This window comes from Acinetobacter sp. CIP 102129 (assembly GCF_000368305.1).
Lineage (GTDB): Bacteria > Pseudomonadota > Gammaproteobacteria > Pseudomonadales > Moraxellaceae > Acinetobacter > Acinetobacter parvus.
Genome location: NZ_KB849341.1, coordinates 985284 through 1004812 on the forward strand (window position 1 = coordinate 985284; position 19529 = coordinate 1004812).

18 protein-coding genes are annotated in these 19529 nt (G+C 44.2%); 12 read left to right on the forward strand and 6 right to left on the reverse strand.

Going from position 1 to position 19529, the window contains the following annotated elements:
- Window positions 1–17: 17 nt before the first annotated feature.
- Together F973_RS12755 and F973_RS12760 are read left to right on the forward strand one after the other, a co-directional pair.
- Entirely contained in the window at window positions 18–1925 is a 1908-nt protein-coding gene (locus tag F973_RS12755; protein ID WP_004762172.1) for an ATP-binding cassette domain-containing protein, read from the forward strand.
- A gap of 2 nt (window positions 1926–1927) precedes the next feature.
- Window positions 1928–2860, forward strand: coding sequence for an LpxL/LpxP family acyltransferase (locus F973_RS12760; protein WP_004762173.1), 933 nt, complete (start codon window positions 1928–1930; stop codon window positions 2858–2860).
- Between the two features lie 49 nt (window positions 2861–2909).
- On the opposite strand, the gene F973_RS12765 is transcribed toward F973_RS12760, so the two are convergent.
- Window positions 2910–4442, reverse strand: a complete 1533-nt coding sequence (locus F973_RS12765; RefSeq protein ID WP_004762174.1) for a PT dipeptide repeat lipoprotein — start codon at window positions 4440–4442, stop codon at window positions 2910–2912.
- A 130-nt stretch (window positions 4443–4572) separates the two neighbouring features.
- Here F973_RS12765 and F973_RS12770 point away from each other — a divergent pair, with 130 nt between their 5' ends.
- Genes F973_RS12770 through F973_RS12780 form a run of 3 tightly spaced genes read left to right on the forward strand, consistent with a single transcriptional unit; the run spans window position 4573 to window position 7546 of the window.
- Complete coding sequence (locus F973_RS12770) at window positions 4573–5787, forward strand: cupin-like domain-containing protein (protein ID WP_004762175.1); 1215 nt, start codon at window positions 4573–4575, stop codon at window positions 5785–5787.
- Window positions 5788–5844: 57 nt separating this feature from the next.
- Window positions 5845–6729 carry a DUF6502 family protein gene (locus F973_RS12775; protein ID WP_004762176.1) on the forward strand — a complete coding sequence of 295 codons (885 nt, stop codon included), beginning with the start codon at window positions 5845–5847 and terminating at the stop codon, window positions 6727–6729.
- 1 nt (window position 6730) lies between these two features.
- Complete coding sequence (locus F973_RS12780) at window positions 6731–7546, forward strand: hypothetical protein (protein WP_004762177.1); 816 nt, start codon at window positions 6731–6733, stop codon at window positions 7544–7546.
- 251 nt (window positions 7547–7797) lie between these two features.
- On the opposite strand, the gene F973_RS12785 is transcribed toward F973_RS12780, so the two are convergent.
- A complete protein-coding gene (locus F973_RS12785; RefSeq protein ID WP_004674563.1) occupies window positions 7798–8931 on the reverse strand; it encodes an endonuclease/exonuclease/phosphatase family protein in 1134 nt (377 codons plus the stop codon).
- Window positions 8932–9133: 202 nt separating this feature from the next.
- On the opposite strand from F973_RS12785, the gene asd reads away from it, so the two are divergent.
- From asd to truA, 5 genes are all read left to right on the forward strand, one after another.
- Entirely contained in the window at window positions 9134–10252 is a 1119-nt protein-coding gene (gene asd / locus F973_RS12790) for an aspartate-semialdehyde dehydrogenase (protein ID WP_004674561.1), read from the forward strand.
- A 143-nt stretch (window positions 10253–10395) separates the two neighbouring features.
- Window positions 10396–12000, forward strand: coding sequence for a type IV pilus assembly protein FimV (locus F973_RS12795; protein ID WP_004762178.1), 1605 nt, complete (start codon window positions 10396–10398; stop codon window positions 11998–12000).
- A 61-nt stretch (window positions 12001–12061) separates the two neighbouring features.
- The gene (locus tag F973_RS12800) at window positions 12062–13312 is read left to right on the forward strand and encodes a hypothetical protein (RefSeq protein WP_004762179.1); all 1251 of its coding nucleotides are present in this window, start codon (window positions 12062–12064) and stop codon (window positions 13310–13312) included.
- 62 nt (window positions 13313–13374) lie between these two features.
- Window positions 13375–14340, forward strand: a complete 966-nt coding sequence (locus tag F973_RS12805) for an asparaginase domain-containing protein (RefSeq protein ID WP_004762180.1) — start codon at window positions 13375–13377, stop codon at window positions 14338–14340.
- A gap of 15 nt (window positions 14341–14355) precedes the next feature.
- The gene (gene truA, locus F973_RS12810) at window positions 14356–15153 is read left to right on the forward strand and encodes a tRNA pseudouridine(38-40) synthase TruA (RefSeq protein ID WP_004762181.1); all 798 of its coding nucleotides are present in this window, start codon (window positions 14356–14358) and stop codon (window positions 15151–15153) included.
- A gap of 44 nt (window positions 15154–15197) precedes the next feature.
- Here the strand turns inward: truA and F973_RS12815 are convergent, their stop codons facing one another.
- Window positions 15198–16205 carry an AraC family transcriptional regulator gene (locus F973_RS12815; RefSeq protein WP_004762182.1) on the reverse strand — a complete coding sequence of 336 codons (1008 nt, stop codon included), beginning with the start codon at window positions 16203–16205 and terminating at the stop codon, window positions 15198–15200.
- A gap of 229 nt (window positions 16206–16434) precedes the next feature.
- Between F973_RS12815 and infA the strand changes: the two genes are divergently transcribed.
- The gene (gene infA / locus F973_RS12820; RefSeq protein ID WP_001284370.1) at window positions 16435–16656 is read left to right on the forward strand and encodes a translation initiation factor IF-1; all 222 of its coding nucleotides are present in this window, start codon (window positions 16435–16437) and stop codon (window positions 16654–16656) included.
- Window positions 16657–16719: 63 nt separating this feature from the next.
- Here infA and F973_RS12825 read toward each other — a convergent pair whose 3' ends face one another.
- Entirely contained in the window at window positions 16720–17091 is a 372-nt protein-coding gene (locus F973_RS12825; protein WP_004762183.1) for a lysozyme inhibitor LprI family protein, read from the reverse strand.
- A gap of 182 nt (window positions 17092–17273) precedes the next feature.
- Between F973_RS12825 and F973_RS15705 the strand changes: the two genes are divergently transcribed.
- Entirely contained in the window at window positions 17274–17642 is a 369-nt protein-coding gene (locus F973_RS15705) for a hypothetical protein (RefSeq protein ID WP_081399026.1), read from the forward strand.
- Between the two features lie 64 nt (window positions 17643–17706).
- On the opposite strand, the gene leuB is transcribed toward F973_RS15705, so the two are convergent.
- Window positions 17707–18786 carry a 3-isopropylmalate dehydrogenase gene (gene leuB / locus F973_RS12830; protein WP_004762185.1) on the reverse strand — a complete coding sequence of 360 codons (1080 nt, stop codon included), beginning with the start codon at window positions 18784–18786 and terminating at the stop codon, window positions 17707–17709.
- Between the two features lie 45 nt (window positions 18787–18831).
- A complete protein-coding gene (locus F973_RS12835) occupies window positions 18832–19407 on the reverse strand; it encodes a hypothetical protein (RefSeq protein ID WP_004762186.1) in 576 nt (191 codons plus the stop codon).
- Between the last annotated feature and the right edge of the window lie 122 nt (window positions 19408–19529).

A 19529-nucleotide genomic window follows, 5' to 3' on the forward strand; every position in this document is an offset into this window, starting at 1 on the left:
AGCTTTTAGGAAACATTATGGCCTATATTACTTTAAGGGATGTCCATCTCGCATTTGGCGGACCTGCCCTACTCGACGGCGCGAACTTTAATCTGGAGCGTGGCGAACGAGTCTGTTTAATCGGTCGTAATGGCGAGGGTAAGTCTACTTTATTAAAACTGATTGAGGGAAGCCTATTACCTGATACAGGTGAAGTTTCGATTCAAAATGGTTTAACTGTTTCCATGCTAGCCCAAGACGTGCCGATGGATTCAGGCAAAGTGGCCGATATTGTTGCTGATGGCGCAGGCGAAGCTGCAACCGTACTCAAAGACTACCATGAAGCAAGTGATGCCTGTGTATTAGGCGATATGGAAGCCTGTGACCGTATGGGCATGCTCCAGCACAAACTCGACCAACTGGATGGCTGGGCACTGGAAAACAAGGTCAATACCATTTTGGGCAAAATGGGGCTAGACCCAAATGCCGATCTGGCTGACTTGTCTGGTGGGCGTAAGCGTCGTGTCTTGCTTGCCCGTGCCCTACTGACCCAGCCTGATGTGTTATTGCTGGACGAACCAACCAACCATCTGGATGTTGAAAGCATTGAATGGCTGGAGAAATTCCTGCTCGACCAGAATAATCTAACTCTTTTATTTATTTCACATGACCGTTCCTTTGTTGACAGCATTGCAACACGTATTGTTGAGCTTGATCGTGGCGTTTTGCGTGGTTATGAGGGCAATTATTCACGTTACCTCGACCTCAAAGCTCAGCAAATGGAAGCAGAAGAAAAACAAAATGCTTTATTTGACAAAAAGCTTGCTGAGGAAGAAGCCTGGATTCGTCAAGGCATCAAGGCACGCCGCACCCGTAACGAGGGACGTGTCCGCGCCCTAAAAGCCTTACGTGAAGAATCAAAAGCACGTCGTTCCCAACAGGGCAAAGTCAGCATGGCGACTCAGGATGCCAATCGCTCAGGCAAGCTGGTGTTTGAAATTGAACATCTACGTGTTAGCTATAATGAACAACCACTGATTAAGGACTTCTCCGCAATCGTGTTGCGTGGAGACCGTATTGGTCTCGTTGGTGACAATGGCGTGGGTAAAACCACCCTGATCAAGGCCATTTTAGGGGAAATCGAACATGGTGGTTCAGTCAAGACAGGTACACAGCTCGAAATCGCCTATTTTGACCAGTTACGCAATGCGCTAGACCTTGAAAAAACGGTGATGGCCAACGTGTCTGAAGGTTCTGATTTTGTGGATGTGAATGGTAACCGCCGCCATATCTATAGCTATTTACAAGATTTTTTATTCTCACCAGAACGTGCCCGTACCCCAGTAAAGGCACTGTTTGGTGGTGAGAGAAATCGCATCTTACTGGCAAAACTATTGCTCAAACCCTCAAACCTGATTGTGATGGATGAGCCGACCAACGACCTGGATATGGTGACACTTGAACTGCTGGAAGAAATGCTGTCTGAGTATAAAGGCACATTGTTACTGATTTCGCATGACCGTGCCTTTATGGATAACGTTGTCACTTCGACTTGGGTGTTCGATGGTAAAGGTAATATTGATGAATACATTGGTGGCTATCAAGATTACTTAGAACAACGTCCTGACCAGAAAGTGGTTGATCAGAAAAGTGATGTGAAAAAAGCACAAGCCAAAGCCGAAGCAGCGGCTGCCGCAGCATCGGCACCGAAAAAGGTCAAGCTGAGTTATAAAGATCAGCGTGAGTTAGAACAACTCCCTGCTGAGATGGAAAAGCTAGAAAAAGAACAAGCCGAACTTTCAGCAAAACTTGCAGATGGTTCTTGGTTTGTCTCTGACGCTAATGCTGCAACTTTAGCGAGTCAACGTTTAGCAGAAATTGAGGAATTATTGCTGGAAAAACTGGAACGTTGGGATGAGTTAGAAAACCTGTCAAAGGGCAACTAAACATGGGGCGAAAACAATACACCGCAGGAGAATTTCAATGGGAATTCTTACTGCCTAAATATTGGAAAATCTGGGTTGCCATCATCTTCCTTATGCTCTTGGCAATTTTGCCCTGGGCCATTCAATGGCGACTGGCACATGGTTTAGCAACGATATCTTGGAAATTACTGAAATCTCGGCGTAACACCACACTTAGGAATTTAGAGGTTTGTTTTCCTGAATGGTCGTCCGCCGAAGTTGAACAACAAGCCAAACAAGTTTTTGTGGATATGATGCTCGGCGTATTTGAAACGCTGAATGCATGGTATTGCCCAAAATGGTTTCAAGATCGACATAGCATCGAAGGTTTGGAACATCTCACTCAAGTCAAAGCAACTGGCAAAGGTGTCTTGTGTTTGGGGACACACAGTACCTTACTCGATGCAGGCGGTTATTTGTGTGCGCAATATCTACCTATTGAAGTGGTATATCGCCCTCAAAATAATCCAATGTTAGATATGTTGATTTATCGCTGCCGTGCCACGATTTATCAACATCAAATTGATCATGATGATATGCGGGGTTTAATTCGCCACTTAAAAGCCGGTGCTACCGTTTGGTATAGTCCCGATCAGGATTTTGGCTTAAAACAAGGGGTCATGGCACCATTCTTTGGCGTGCCTGCCGCTACCGTTACAGCGTATCGTCGACTCATCAAAATGTCGAAATGTGTTGCTATTCCGCTGTATTTTTATCGTTATGGCGATATTCGGAATCCGCAATATAAAGTTGTACTTGAACCTGTTGTTGAAAATATGCCAAGTGGAGATGAGGTGGCTGATGCTGTTCGCGTGAACAAGATTATTGAAGCCCAGCTTCGTATTGCACCAACACAATGGATGTGGTTCCACCGCCGTTTTAAAACACGTGCTGAAGGCTACGAAAAAATCTATTAGCCATAAAAAATCTGTGCCCGAAAGCACAGATTTTTTGATTAAAAATAATTTATTTAGGGAAAACCACACCTGTAGATAAATCATGATTACTCGGTGTATTGGTATATACCATACCTAAGCGTGTCGCAAAGAACCAGCCCAATTTACCCTGATCCTGAATACGGTTTTCCACACCATAAGCACTTTCCGAACTATCTGCCGCATCCTCGGCATAAAGCTTGTACTCAACCGCACCTGTGTTTTCGCTATCTTTCTCAAACAGATAACCTGATGCCGTTAAACCGAAACTGGCTTTATTATCTTTATCAATCAGGCGATAGCCCTCTGCCGCCTGCTCTTTCAAAATCGTTGCTCGTGCAGCAACATCTGCGCCATTGAGTGGAACATAACGATAGCTATATGTCCCATGATGGGTGCTGCTATTGACACAGGTAGTCACGTAGAATGTGCCATTACTTGTACCATTATTGGTATAGGTTGAACCCGCATCAATTAATTTGCAGCCTTTAGCCCCCATGTCATTAAACGCAGCCAGAATATTAGCTCTGGTCGTATCTGTTATAAAGCGATTTTCATAACTATAGGTCGCTGGTTTTTGGTCATTTTTTACAAATAAATACTTACGGGTATTATTTGAGGTTTCTCCAAAAGACAGCTTGTAGAGATAGCCCAAAGCGCCCTGCTTTTTCAGTTCATCAAACCAAAGTAGATAGCGGTTTGCCACAATATTGGTGCTGACATCGGCGATGGTATAGGTGTAGGTATCCTGTGAAGCGTTATTTTTCACATATAGGTTTTTGTAGATGCTGTTACTTCCCTCTGGATTTTTTAATGCAACTGACGGCGTAATTAAGGCATAGCCCTGGCGACCTTGGTCATTCAACTGGTTCAGAACATCTGCCCATGCCGTTTGATTGTCACCGAAACGATAACTTGCGGTTGCAACAACCTGCTGCGGTTTTTGCTGGCTATATGAAGCTGCGCTACGGGTATAGCAGGTATTCACCCGACTAAAGTCAACCTGTTGTAGATAGGCATGGATGTCATTCGGCTGATCTGTGGGCACAAGACAGAACTGATCTGCATTTTTGAAGCCAAACACCATAGGCTGTTTGCTCCCCAACTTACCCCCTACTTCAAGTTGCCATTGTGCCTGATTAAAGCTGGAACTTTGTACCGTCTGTGCTGTCCCAATCTCAGTCGCCAAACTAAACTCACTTGGCTGTTTGTAGCTTGGGGAAAGTTCACCTGTACAGTCTTTTGCATTCGCATATTTTACCGTTTCATTGACAAAACGGACGCTATTGTCAGCCATCTTAACAATGTTCATTTTTAAGCCAGAACCATTGATACAAGCCCCCTGCCCAGCCATCCATGTTCCCACAAAACGGTCTGCAACGGCAGTCGGAGTCGGAGTCGGTGTGGGTGTTGGCGTCGGTGTAGGTGTTGGCGTCGGTGTAGGTGTTGGCGTCGGTGTTGGAGTCGGGGTTGGCGTGTTATTTGAAGATGAGCTTCCGCCACATCCCACCAAAGCTGCGCATGTCATGCTAAGCACAAGTTGAGTCCATATATTTTTCATCATGTTGCCCTCTGTGTGAAATTTTCACATACATTGTCTGTGAAAATTTAACACTTTTTTGCTTGAGTGCAAATATTTTTATGCTTAAATTAATAACCAAAGGTCAAATCATTGTATTGATAGGTCAAAAGCCATGGATGCTCAGCAAAACTTAATAAGACAATTCAATGCATTACCAGAGGAATGGCGTGCATGGCTGGAAGAAAACTTTGAACGTGGCTGCAACCCTGTGGAGCTTGCCAATATTTTGCTGCGTGAGGGCCTGATTACACTTGAGGCAGATGAAACTTTTACTGGAGCGCAGGAACTGTTGAATGGGACAACAAGCCCTGCTGAGTTCAGTGACCATTTCAGTACTGAGCAAAAAAAATGGCTGGCTCAGGCAGTTCTTGATAAAAAGCATCAAAAAGATATTTATCAAACACTTCAGGTACAAGGGCTGAGTGAAAAGGCCATTTCTGAGGAATTGCTGCAACTCAAACAGGACCCCTACTTTCAGATTGCCCAGCAACAGCACTTTTTAGTCAAAAAGAGAAATTGGCTATTAGATACCTTAGACCGCTTTGCTCGGCTCAACCCTGAATACCAACAGATTGCACGTATTAAGGTTCCGTCTTTTGATTTTTTTATTCAGCATTATTACAGCAGAAATTTACCCGTTATCCTGACGCATGCGATTGATCACTGGCCTGCACTGAAAAACTGGTCACCCGCCTATTTTCAGCAGGTGGTGGGCAATCAGGAAATTGAGGTCCAGTTTAACCGTGAACAGGACCCACTCTTTGAAAGAAACTCTATCCGACACAAAACCAAAATGACCATGCGGGACTATGTTGACCTTGTCACCCAAACCGATCATTCCAATAATTTTTACATGACGGCGAATAATGCCAAAGCCAGCCAATCCAGTCTGACCAAGCTATTTAGGGATATTGGGCATTTTCATGGCTATACCGACCAAACCCAGTTGACAGACCGCAGCTTTATCTGGTTTGGCCCCAAGGGTGCATTTACCCCCCTGCACCATGACTTAACCAATAACGTTCTGGTTCAGGTCTATGGCAGGAAAAAGATTACCCTCATTCCAGCCCTGCAAGTCGCCCATTTATACAATGATGTTGCGGTGTTCAGTAAAATTGCTGATCCTTATGCCGCAAATCTCGTAGAATCCTTTCCTGAATTTGCACAGAGCAGCAGAATTGAATGTGTGCTGAATGAGGGAGAGGCGCTGTTCATTCCATTGGGTTGGTGGCACTGTGTGGAAAGTTTAGATGTGTCCATCAGTGTCTCATTTACTCATTTTAATATTGACAATGCTGGTGCCGAGACATTCCCATCCTCTCTTTAGTGATCGGAACCAGTCACTTACATGGTTCAGTGCATCAACCGCTTAGGGTATTTTGATATGGAAAAACCAGCCGACCAAATGACCGCCCCTATAGAGCAGGCCTCTGTAAATACGCAAGGCGTGATTCCTCAGGATGCAGAAACCACCTTGGAAAGTATTGTTCCAATGATGCAGCACATTGCGCATTGGCTCATTCATTCAGGCATTGGTTATACCGATTTTGTGGCTGCCCTGAAACCCGTTTTCTATGAACAGGCCTTGGCTGAATTGGACCAGATCAAGCAAAATAAAACTGACTCTGCTGTCAGCCTGCTCTCTGGCCTGCACCGCAAGGATGTCAGTGCCTTTCGGCAACAAGCCACCCAGCTCACTGAAACAGCTAAGGCAACCTATGCCATTAGTGTTCCCGCACGTGTGATTGCACGCTGGATTGCCCTTGAATTGCCACACCAGATTCCAGTCTCAGGTGAGGAAAACAGTTTTGAGGCGCTGGTCAGACATATCTCAACCGAGAAACACCCCCGTTCAATTTTGTTTGAACTACAACGTTTGGGTGTGGTGCAACAGGTCGGGCAGGAGGTGGTGCTGCAACAGAATAGCTTTACACCAGACAACCAGATGCAGGAAAGCAAGGCTTTGTTCTCCGCAAACTTAAGTGATCACCTTGCAGCGGGTATTGACAACTTTATTAGTAACAAAAGCTTTACCCATCTGGAACAGGCTGTACTGGCGGAAAAACTCACCATGTCGTCGATTGAGGCGCTACGCCAGCTTAGCCTTGAACTATGGCAGGACATGGCCAAACAGTTACTCAATGCCGCCATTCACTACTGCGAACAAGATCAGGAAAAACAGGATGCGGATTATCAATTTCGTTTTGGGGTCTATCAGTACGATAGAAAAATAAATCTACAAGTGCCTTATGTTTATAAGGGTGGATAAAATGAATTCAGGTAAAAATTTAGGCTTCGTCCTTTTATTCTGTAGTTTGGCCAGTGGTTTGACCGCCTGTGGGGATGATTATCATTATCTGGCAGCCAATGTCAGTCTGGGGGGCAGTGGTTCAGGCACGCAGAAACCAAGACCTGGAGGCAGTGATGCGACAGGCAATGGTAAAGGTGATGAAGATAGCTATGAATATTATATGACCATCCCTGAGACTGTTGCAGATGAGTGTCTTGGCATACAACGCTCCATGCAATTTATCTATGCTGATAGCAAGCAACCCATCCCGTCAGGCACTGTACAGGAGCTTGCGGCAACACCATTACAGATTGAGCTGAGAAATACCACGCCAAACTATATATTTGAACAGCTACCACAATGCCGACAGGTTGAAGTATGGTCGGAACTCACCAATGTTCATATACAGCCTGATCAATATCTAAGATGTACAGCAGACCAATACAGCATTCAGGTGTTAGGCCCTTATGAAACCCGTATCTACGAATTTGATGCCAAACTACCGACAGATGCTGACCGATGGAAAATAAAATATACCGCCACCAACTATGGGATTCAGCCATCAGCCAACGATTTACGCTGGACACAATGTCAACCTCTGGAAATTACACTTCCCGTAGATAAGGTTTTCAAACCGAAGAAAGTCATGGATCCAGAGGATGTCGCCAGACCAGATGAAGCTGAGGACTCAATGGGTGAAGAGGAAATACCTGTAACCCAACAGGAAAATGAAACAGTACCCCCAGAACAGCCAACAGCAGGAAAACCAATGCAAAAAATGAAAGTGGCTCAATAGAAAATTAAAACCCGAGTTTCGCATCCTGCAAAACTCGGGCAAATGAGGCTGTGCTTTCACAATATTTTTTATTATTTTACTTCCATAGCATGCATCATATCCATAATGCTTTTTCCATCTCAGCGTTGCTATCCTTAATCGGAAATCCTTTCCTGCATCCCTGTGCTGATGTATTTAGAATAAATCTTTTAAGCGGCCATGACTATTCGCTGTGGACTGAAATCACTGTACGATAATGCTTACATGAACGTTTAGTGCTTATTCTTAATGATTACACTTTTATGAGTCTGGGCAAGTTCATCCACCACCACTTTTCCCTCCTGCTCCGCTTTCGCTATACCCTCCTGAATCGCCTGCTGTGCCTCATCCTCATCACTTTCTGTCTGCTCCAGCTCTTGCTGCTTTTGTTCAAATATCCGTCCCGTTTGCAGCACCACATAGATTGGAAAATGGTCTGAACCAATATGGGGCAAACGCTTCATTTCAACCAGACCAAAGTCTGTACTGTGGAAAATATGGTCCAGCGACCAACGTAATAGTGGATAATCCGCATGAAAGGTATTCATAAAATAACGCCCCACACGCGGGTCAAGCAGACCACTGATCCGCTGGAACAGGCGGGTGGTTCTTGACCATGCCACATCATTCAGGTCACCCATCACAATACAACTCTCATCAATATCCTTGATCTGGTCGCCCACAATCAGGAGTTCAGCATCCCTTAAGGTGGAATCCTTTGCCTCTGTGGGACTTGGCGGCTTTGGATGCAGACAGTACAACTGCACACTTAGCCCCGAACGCAGGCGTATTGTTGCATGGATGGATGGAGTTTCATCACTCAGGATGAATTTCACTTCGGTGTCCGCTAACGGCAAGCGGCTATATAGATGCATTCCATACAAATTATCCTGAGGCACTGCAACGCGGTAAGGATAATCCGCTTCAATCGGTTTTAATGCTTCCTGCCAAACCTGGTCAGTTTCCAGTGTCAGCACCACATCAGGCTGCAAACGATTAATCTGTTCCAGCAACAGGTGATATTTATGGTTTGGCGTCAGCACATTGGCGACCAGCAATGAGATTTGCTGCTCAACATTCAGTTGATCCTGACGCACATGCAAAACCTGCTTTTTCCAGACAGGTGTATAAGGCAGCACCATCTTAAGTTGGTAGGCAACCGCCGCAATCACACCCAAAAGCAGCAATTCCCTAACGGATGTCCACTCTGCATTAATAAAAAGCAGGCCAGCAAGCGCAACCAACCCCACGAACAGAATCTGTAATCTTGGAAAATCAGCCCCCCGAAACCACCACTCATCCCGTCGAATCAATGACCATCCACTCAACCAGATCGCCAGCACCGCACAAACCTCAATTGCTATCATTTTGCCCTACTCTTATTACACTTCATTGCTGATATTATGGATTTCTTAATCATATTATGGTCTTATCAATTTTCTATCTAATACAAACAAGTTATTCCACTCAAGAAAATTATGGTTTTATTTAGGTAAAGCTTGCAGTTGCAGGCACTTTTGATACACTCAAACCCCTTATAAAGTTTTTTACATACCGAGGCACAATGACATGAAAGTAGGTCTGGTCGGTTGGCGCGGGATGGTTGGTTCTGTCCTGATGCAACGTATGGTTGAAGAGAATGATTTTGCTCACATTGAGCCATTCTATTTTTCTACCAGTAATGCAGGTGGTGAAGCACCTGCATTTGGTGGTAAGACTGCCCCAGCACTTATGGATGCATCAGACATTAACAGCCTGAAGCAAATGGATGTCATTTTAACCTGCCAGGGCGGTGACTATACCTCTGAAGTTTTCCCAAAGCTTAAGGCTGAGGGCTGGGATGGTTACTGGATTGATGCCGCATCCACCCTGCGTATGGCGGATGATGCCATCATTGTGCTTGATCCAGTCAACCTGAACGTGATCAAGGATGGTTTGGTGAATGGCACTAAAACATTCGTTGGCGGCAACTGTACCGTTTCCCTAATGCTGATGGGCCTGGGTTCACTGTTCCAGAACAATTTGGTGGAATGGGCAACCTCAATGACTTATCAGGCCGCTTCTGGTGCGGGCGCGCAAAACATGCGTGAACTCATCACAGGCATGGGTTATTTGTATAACAACACCAAAGCGTTACTGGACGATCCAAAATCTGCCATCCTTGATATTGACCGTCAAATTGCCGATTTACAACGTGGTGAGGGTTTCCCTAAAGCCAACTTTGGCGTGCCGTTGGCAGGTTCCCTAATTCCTTATATCGACAAGCAACTGGAAAGCGGCCAGTCAAAAGAGGAATGGAAAGGTCAGGTCGAAACCAACAAAATCCTGGGTAACCAGCAAATCGTTCCAATTGATGGCCACTGTGTTCGTATTGGTGCAATGCGTTGTCACTCTCAAGCCATTACTTTGAAGTTAAAAAAAGATGTGCCACTTGACGAGATTGAGGACATGATCCGCAATTCAAGCCAGTGGGCAAAAGTGGTTCCAAATACCCGCGAAGCCTCCATGACTGACCTGACTCCTGTGGCGGTTACAGGTACTTTAACTGTTCCAGTGGGCCGTCTGCGCAAGCTGAATATGGGTAAAGAATACCTAGGCGCATTTACAGTGGGTGACCAACTGCTGTGGGGTGCGGCAGAACCGTTACGCCGCATGCTGCGCATCTTAGTGGAATACAAGAACGCCTAAGCAAAAAATAGATGAAAATCAAAAGCCGATCACAGTTGATCGGCTTTTTTCTTGTGATTGCCGATGAAGATTTTACAATTCATTTACATCACGGTAATGTATACTTTTGAATTGACTAAAACATCACTGTTTCATGGATCAAGATGACTATTTATAACAAATTAAAAATTGCCATTTTAACCATATTATCCTCGCAACATCTTTATGCAATCACACTTGATCCATTGCAAATCCAGTCCGCACCAGGCGAGTTGCTTTATGCCGAAATGAGCTTTCATCAGGCAGATGCCAATTCAAAACTGGATGTTAGCCTTGCAACGCCAGAAGACCTGATGATGCTCGGTGCAATACACCAACCACCCGCCGCCCTTAATTTTTTTACACGTCGTAACAACAAGGGTGAAGGGGTGATTGTCATTACCTCTTCAAGACCCATGACCGACGCCGAGCTGAACATTATTATTAAAATTCAGGAAAATGGCGCAGCACACCTAAAACACATCAGACAGCCAATACGCAAAAAAACCCAGATTGCAGCAGCCAAAAGCAGCAATGAAAAAACGCTGGCGCCTAAATACATTGTCAGTGAAAAAGATATTGCACTGAACCTACCAGAAAGTACACGTTACAACGCAAATTCAGCAACAAATTCAAAACAAACAAATCTAAAGCAGGAGAAACTCCTAAACGCACCCTTTGCTCTTCCTCCTGCATTAAATATTCCAGAGAGCAAAGCGCCTGTCGTCACAGCTATCTCGGTTGCACCCCCAGCTAAAGCAGAACAGACGACCACCATTCATGCAGCCAGCAACACACAAGCAACAACACCGAAAATACTATCAACTGCGCAAAAGCCAGCCACTCCAACAATCAAGCAGGAAGTTCAACAGGCGGCTGTTGTTCAGGCAGCAAACAATCCAACACCGCCTCCTATTTCCAATACAGCAGTGGCCGAGCAAACACCAGTAACGCCTGCACCAACAATCAAGCAGGAAGTTCAGCAGGCTGCGGTTGTTCAGGCGGCAAATGCCCAGCCAGCCAATGAAAATATTCCTGCTGAGAAACCAATCCAAAATACTGAAAATAAACTTGTGGAAAAAAAGCAGGATACCATGGCTGAGTATCAGGCAAAAAATAAAGAGCAGCCAATTAAACAGCCACCACCCCAAAGCACCCCATCCGCAGCATCAGGTGAAAATAGTCAACAGCAACATCTGGTTAGACGTAATGAGTCACTATGGAGCATTGCACAGAGAATTGCAGGACAAACCCAGCAACCTGTGTACAAAGTCATGAACCAGATCAAGGCGCAGAATGAACATGCTTTTGTTGGGGGTAATGCCAATCGGTTAAGACAGGGTGCTCATTTAAATTTCAATTTGGGCACTGTCCCAAGCCACAAAAACCCAAGTACAAATCAAATGGCAGCCCAAACAGCGCATGGTGTGCCAGCAGGAAAAGCAAAATATCGCCTACAACAGGCGGAAATGACCCTGATTGCTGAAAGTAATCAAGATTCCAGTACTGGAAGTGCGAAAAAAGACACACAACAACAAAAAACCAGTGCAGATTTATCATTAAAAGTTATGACAGCACGCGAAAAAACCGTTACATTACAAAGAAACGTAACACAGTTAGAATTGGCATTACGTGGTAAGGAACAACGAATTCAGTTACTGAACGCTCGGCTTGCAGAGCTACAGGAACAGTTGAAAGCGCAACAGGAAACTAAAAAGCCAACACGCTAGGTTACGGGAAGATTCTCATAAATTTGCACAAAAGCGGCTCTATCTTCAAGGGGTATGGATCATGTCAACTATAATAATTGTACTGCTAGTCGTCGTACTGGTTGTTGCAGTCGTTTTAAAAAAACGGGGTGACAATCAAAGCAATACAGCATCCAAAAAAGGTGCTAGCAAGACAGCTAAAACAGCAGCTACAAAAAAAGTTTCACGTACAACACTGGCACGTGAAGAGCAGAAAGCCGCCCCACAATCCACGAACCCGATTCCAGACAGCCTGCGCCAGAAACTTGAACAGCAAATTCAAAGTGGCAACTACCAGACTGCTGAGGCACAGATCAATCAGGCCTTAAAACAGGATAATACCCAGCATGAGCTGTACCTGTTCCTACTTGATCTTCATTTGGCACAAAAAGATGATTTTGCCGCTGATCAGTTGATCAAGCATGTCCATGCCTTAAAACTCGAAGATATTGCGCAAGCCGCTGAAGCAAAACACCGTGAATACGAAAGAAACAGACAGCCTGACTCAATTGAGTTTAGCCCAAGTAATTTTCAACAACCGCATACACCTGCTGTACCTCCTGTTCAGAACAATACCGCTGATTTTGATGCACTGGTTCAAACCCCAGCAACACAGTCTTTTGATGATTTACAGTCTGAATACAGCACACCTGCTGAACAGGAGAAACCTGCTGAACAAGTTCCTGAAGTTCAACCTCTGGATTTCAACTTTTCTTTTGAACAGAAAGAAAGTGCTGAGCCGAGTCCTGTAGCTGAACCCGTTGAGACAAAAGAACAACAGCAACCACTTGAATTCTCATTCAATTTAGAACCAAGCACCACCTCTCCAGCAGTTGAAGAAACAAAAACTATAGAGAGCAAGCCAGAATTAAACTTCGACCTATCCAGTCTGGAAGTCGGTTCAAACCAGACTGAAACCAAGTCAGACGATATTCCAGCCCCAAGCCTGGATTTTAATTTTGAGCCATCTGAGAATAAAGTAGAGACGCCAGCTGCGGCTGAAAAAACCGAGTTCACCTTTGATGTTACAGAGACAATTACCCAGACTCAACCTAAAACAGCATTTATTGAACCCGCACCGCAAACACCCGCAACTGGCAATGATCCTTTGGCCCAATCATTCCCTGATCTGCAACAGCTTGATGAAGCACAGCTTAACCTTGAACTGGCTGAACAATATATTGAGCTCGGTGCCTATGAGTCAGCACGGGAACTGTTAAAGAACAGCCAAGCGCTTCTAAATGCGGAGCAACAACAACGTTCAGAAAAGTTACTCAATAAAATAGCTTCCTGAATTTGATCCGTCTAATATAAGCAGTCTTATAGACTGCTTTTTTTATACCAAAAATTCTGATTATGCAAAAAATTGCTTTGATTTATATGGGTGGTACATTTGGCTGTATTGGCGAACCACTTATGCCAATGCCCGAACAAGCCTTTTTACCTTTGCTGGAAAAGATTATCCCCCCCCATTTACAGGTTGAATGTTTCGCAGCTCCTAGCATTAAGGACAGCAGTGCATGCACAGCAGTGGACTGGCTGCAACTGATACAACAGATTCAGCAATTACAGCACAACAATTACCAATATTTCGTGATTATTCATGGTACAGACACACTAAGTTATGCTGCGGCAACACTTGCCCGTTTTCTAGGAGATTCATGCCATGCAATCATTACAGGAAGCCAGTATCCGCTACTGAATATTGACGGAAATGACACACGGGAATTTACCGATGCGCTTGGAAATCTGTATTTGGCACTGGAACAGGTACTAAAACTCCCTGCGGGTGTATATCTTGCTTTCCACCAACAGGTTTTTCATGCTCAAACCACATTGAAAGTACACACAACCGAACTGGATGCTTTTACAGGAATCCCTGCTACCAAAGAATGCCTGACATCTACCCATCAGTTTATTGTAAAAGATGATCACATTACACAGGCTGCACAACTGTGTGTGCTTAACCTCATGCTACAGCCAATACCGCAACAGCAACTAATCTTACAACTCAAAAACATTCTGGCTGCACCCCCACATTTTTTGGTGCTGCAAGGTTTTGGAACAGGCAATATCGCTGTCAATGATAAGATTTTGGCCTTGTTTGAAGATCTATATCATCAAAAGTGCCTGACCATTGTCAGCAGTCAGGTTACTTTTGGCCAACTTGACCAGCGTTATGCGGTCAGCTCATGGATGCAATCTGCCAGGGTTTTAATCAATGATTGCCACAGTCATGCCGATTTATATGCAAAAACATTGCAAATGTATTTAAAATACCCGACCCATGATCAACGCTTTGAACATTGGCATCATCATTAGCACTGAGGTTTAAATATGCAACGTTATGCAATTGGTATTGAATTTTGTGGTACTCAATACCGTGGCTGGCAAACCCAACAGGCAGGCGTTGCAAGTGTTCAGGAAACCATTGAGAAAGTTCTCAGCAAAATTGCCAATGCACCTGTCCTACTACATGGTGCTGGACGTACCGATGCAGGCGTGCATGCCACCAATATGGTTGCCCATTTTGACACTGAGGCAGTCCGCCCTGAACGCGGTTGGCTGATGGGTGCGAACAGCCAGCTTCCAAAGGATATTTCAATTCAGTGGATCAAGTGCATGGATGAAAATTTTCATGCACGTTTCAAGGCGACTGCACGTCGTTATCGCTATGTCGTGTATAATGCCCCTCATCGCCCAGCATTACTAAATAAACAGGTTACCCATATCTATTATGCGTTAAATGCAGAGAAAATGATTGCGGCAGCGTCCAAGTTTGAAGGTACGCATAATTTTGAGTCATTCCGTGCAGCGGCCTGCCAGTCAAACCAGCCTGTACGCCATGTAAAGCATTGTCGTCTATTTGAACATGGCCGTTATTTAGTTCTTGATATTCAGGCAGACGGTTTCCTACACCATATGGTACGAAATATCATGGGTTGTTTACTGGAGATTGGACAGGGCCTATATGAGATTGAGCATATTGACACCATGTTCGCTGCACAGGACCGTAAAGCTGCTGGTATTACTGCACCGCCTGACGGACTTTACTTTATTCAGGCCTATTACCCTGAAGAATTTGACTTGCCACAGCCACCATTAGGTCCACAGTGGTTAAACCTGCCTGAATAAAAAGCCCTATCAATAAAAGATAAGACCTGGCCATTTTAAAAAATCTAGCGTTGTTTGCGTTTACGATATTCCACTGGCGTTTCATTGGTCCAGCGCTTAAAAGCACGGTAGAACGTACTTGGCTCGGAGAACCCTGTTAAATAAACGATTCGCTCCACACTTTCATTGGTGCTCGCCAGCAGCCTCTTCGCCAAACGACAGCGATAGTCAGAAAGAATCTGCTGAAAGCTGGTATTGGCTTCACTCAACTGGGTACGCAAACGGCGTGGGGTAATATTGAGTTGTGCCGCAACAGTTTCCAATGTGGTTTCACCACTTTCCAGTGTCGAACCAATGGCACGGCGTACCTCACCCACTAAATCGTATCGAGCCAGTTCCTGCAACTTCTCAATCGCAAGCTGTTCATGCAGCTGCAGTAATTCAGGTTCAGCTTGCCATAATGGATAATCAAGCACGGCATCATCAAAATAAAGGCGGGTTTCTTTTTGACCCAGACTGACAGGGCAACCATACACCCGAAAATATTCATCATCATCCGCACCTTCATTGAAGTTGAAGTCAATGTAGATTGGCTGAAACTGCCCTTCGGTAATGAATTTAAAGAAACGAAGAATACCTGACATCGCACATTCAGAAAAATGGCGATTGACCAGATTGTCAGACCAGTACTGTTCGCCATTGCTTAAATAACAGCGTCCATCCTGAATCACCAGTTTGGCATCAAAGGCATCACTAATCAGACGCTGATAAGCCAGAGCACGTTTTAGACCCTCCCCAAAGGTTTCACTACTGATAAATAGATGTTCGATCACCTGCCCGCGATAAAGTGGCAGATGCTCACCCAAGTGTAAACCAATATCAGGATCATTGCTGACTTCCTGTGCCGCAATCCAGAATGCATTTTGCGCACTTAATGGTGTTCTGGCGTTTGTATCAACCTGATTGAGTGCCACACCTGCCTTTGTTAAAATCTCTTCAGTTGGTAATCCAGCTTTACGAATCGCCTGATACCCAAAGCGTAATACAACTGATGCATCTGTTAACTGACCCACGCAGTGCCCTTCCCTGTAGATACTTTATTATGACAATAACACTAAATTTAGATTAACGTTGATTGACCAAACTGACAACACTATTCTGCTTCTTTTGTTAAAAAAATTCGTCGATTGTCTGACAGTTTTTTCCAAATGATTACTCAAAGCTTTGCTGCAACTTCACCTTGTAAAATTCAAATAAATTGACTATAATTTGCCCCTTTCCAATTTGATCATCAGGTAGGCCATGGCCAATAAAGAGGAACTCATTGAGTTCGAAGGCGTTGTCACCGAAACGCTTCCTAATACGATGTTCCGTGTACGTCTAGAAAACGGTCACGAAGTTATTGCTCACATTTCTGGTAAAATGCGTAAACACTATATCCGTATTTTGACAGGCGACAGCGTAAAAGTTGAAATGACACCTTATGACTTAACCAAGGGTCGTATCACTTACCGTGCACGCTAAGAATTAGTGAATGCAAAAAAGCCACATCAATATGTGGCTTTTTTTAGGTGCATAAACAAGGGATTATTCAGTTAAACGTGTGGTTTTACATCCCACGGTTTGGCACTCACGTAGACGTTCCAGCAACCAGTGATTGCGTTCCTGTGTTGTGGTCAGGCGGCATTGCACATCAACACTGTTCTGCTGTGAATCTGTACAGCTTGCGTCGCGATGACGTATCCATACGAGCTGTGCCTTTTTTAGAATCTTTTGTTGTGTCTCATTGAGCTGCTGGCGTAACTTCTGATAATTCTTATTTAAGTCAGCATCGGCACTGGCATAAATTTTATTAGTACAGTAAATATCATCATACGTATTGCGTGCCTTATCACAATTATCTGCATGACTGAATGTTGCTAAAGCGCCACACATCAGCCCAAATATAAATTTGTGCATCAAGTTTTCTCAATCGCTTATTTGCGATCTATCTAAGCACATTTGAACTCAATTGAATATTGCCTAAAATAGACTAGTTTGTATATTTTTGTCAGTTCATACAAATGAACTTGCCACCAACATAATTTAAGAATTGAATAAAAATAGATCAAAATGGAAAAATTAAGTATTTATAATTTCTAATCATATTATCTTTACAAGCATGTACCACTGCATACCAAAATCGAACCAGCCTACCTAATTATTTACAACTTTTTATTGGGCAATCTGCAATCATAATCCAACAGCAGTTCGATTTAAAACCTCTAGGTTTTCAGACTATCGCCCAGCCAATCAAACAAAGCAGTCAGCTAATTTACACTGTCATTCGCCGAATTCGTATTCCTACTCCAACCGCTCAATCGGCTGGACTTGGTGCTCAAAATATACCAATTCAAAGTGCTGGCAATACAGATAGTAATTATGATCTCAATTTAAAATGTCATATCATTTTTGAGCTAGACCAACAACAAATTGCTCGCTCTATTCGCTATGAAGGCAAGGTGTGTTAGTTCGCCTATTGCATTGAGTTATAAAAAACGCAGCCTAAGCTGCGTTTTAAATTGGCTATAACACTTAGTTTAGTGCTGAAACTACAGCTTCACCCATAGCATCTGTGCCAACTTTTGTCATGCCTTCAGACATAATATCTGCTGTACGCAAACCTTGATCCAATACTTGACCTACAGCATATTCAATTGCTTTTGCTGCATCTTCTTCACGGAAGGTATAACGTAACATCATCGCAACTGAAAGAATAGTTGCCAATGGATTAGCAACATTTTGACCAGCAATATCTGGTGCAGAACCATGACATGGCTCATACATGCCTTTACCATTTTCATCTAAAGATGCAGAAGGCAACATGCCGATCGAACCTGTCAACATTGCTGCTTCGTCAGATAAGATATCACCAAATAAATTACCTGTGACGATCACATCAAACTGCTTTGGTGCACGTACTAACTGCATCGCTGCATTGTCCACATACATATGTGACAACTGGATATCTGGATATTGTGCCTGCTGCAAGTCAGTTACGGCTTGCTTCCACAATTCAGTCACTTCAAGGACATTTGCCTTGTCAACTGAACACACCTTGCCACCACGCAGACCTGCAAGCTCAAACGCCACCTTGGCAATACGCTTGATCTCACTTTCTGAATAAACATCAGTGTTATAGCCTTGCTTTTCACCATTTTCCAGTTCACGAATACCACGTGGCTGACCGAAGTAGATACCACCTGTAAGCTCACGTACAATCAGGATATCCAGACCAGCAACAATTTCTGGCTTCAGACTTGAAGCGCCCGCCAATTGTGGATAAAGGATTGCAGGACGCAGGTTGGCAAACAGGTTCAATTCGCTGCGGATTTTTAACAAGCCACGCTCTGGACGGATTGAACGTTCAATGGTATCCCATTTAGGCCCACCAACCGCGCCCAACAAGATTGCATCGGCTTTTTTCGCCTGCTCACTGGTGACAGCTGGGTAAGGTTCCCCATGTGCATCAATCGCAGAACCACCCAACAAACCCTGTTCCCATGTCAAACCTAAATTAAATTTCTGATTGACCTTAGTTAGTACTTGCTCAGCTGCACCAACAATCTCAGGACCGATACCATCGCCTGCTAAAATTAAAATATGTTTAGACATTTATTCTTCCAGTTTCATATATGCAGCGTTCATACTGCAAGCCGATTAAATCTTTTTCTCAACAAATTCACCCAAACCTGTGCTCACATCATATGGGCGACAGAAGCGGCGAATGGTATGCTGTTCTTGCTGTAAATCCACACATAAGGGTTCAGGTGCAGATACATTCAACAAACTACCTGAGCGTTTTTCCCTGTCCCGATACATTTTAAAGGTGTAGCGCTGATGCGGCTTGAACTCGTGAATCACATGGAATATCTCGGCGCGGTCTAGAGAAATTGGATAGAAACGAATCACAACCTCATATTGCTTGGCAGGTATACTTAAATAGACCTGCTGTTTTCGGCTGAAAACCGAACCATCCAGACGGATGATGCCATGTTCCATTGCCTGCCGACTGATACGGTGCGATTTCGCATCCATCACAACAATGTCATTGATTCGCTCAAACTCACAACTCTCAGTCCCTGAACAATATAAAGTTGCATTATTCACTTTATTTTCCAATGTGGTCTGTGCAATTCGAACCTGATCAACAACAGTCGGCGCGTTTTGACATGCCGTTAAAGTTGTCGCAAGACCTAAACACAGCAAAATACTGTAAGCGAGTCTTCTTTTCATTATTCAAGCCCAGCCCTCATAACATGCACACATGCAAGCAAATATTATTCGCTAGCATGTTAGCAAGAGTTCAATGTCTGCGCTATGACTATATTTAAAATGTCCCCAGACATTCAGGTATC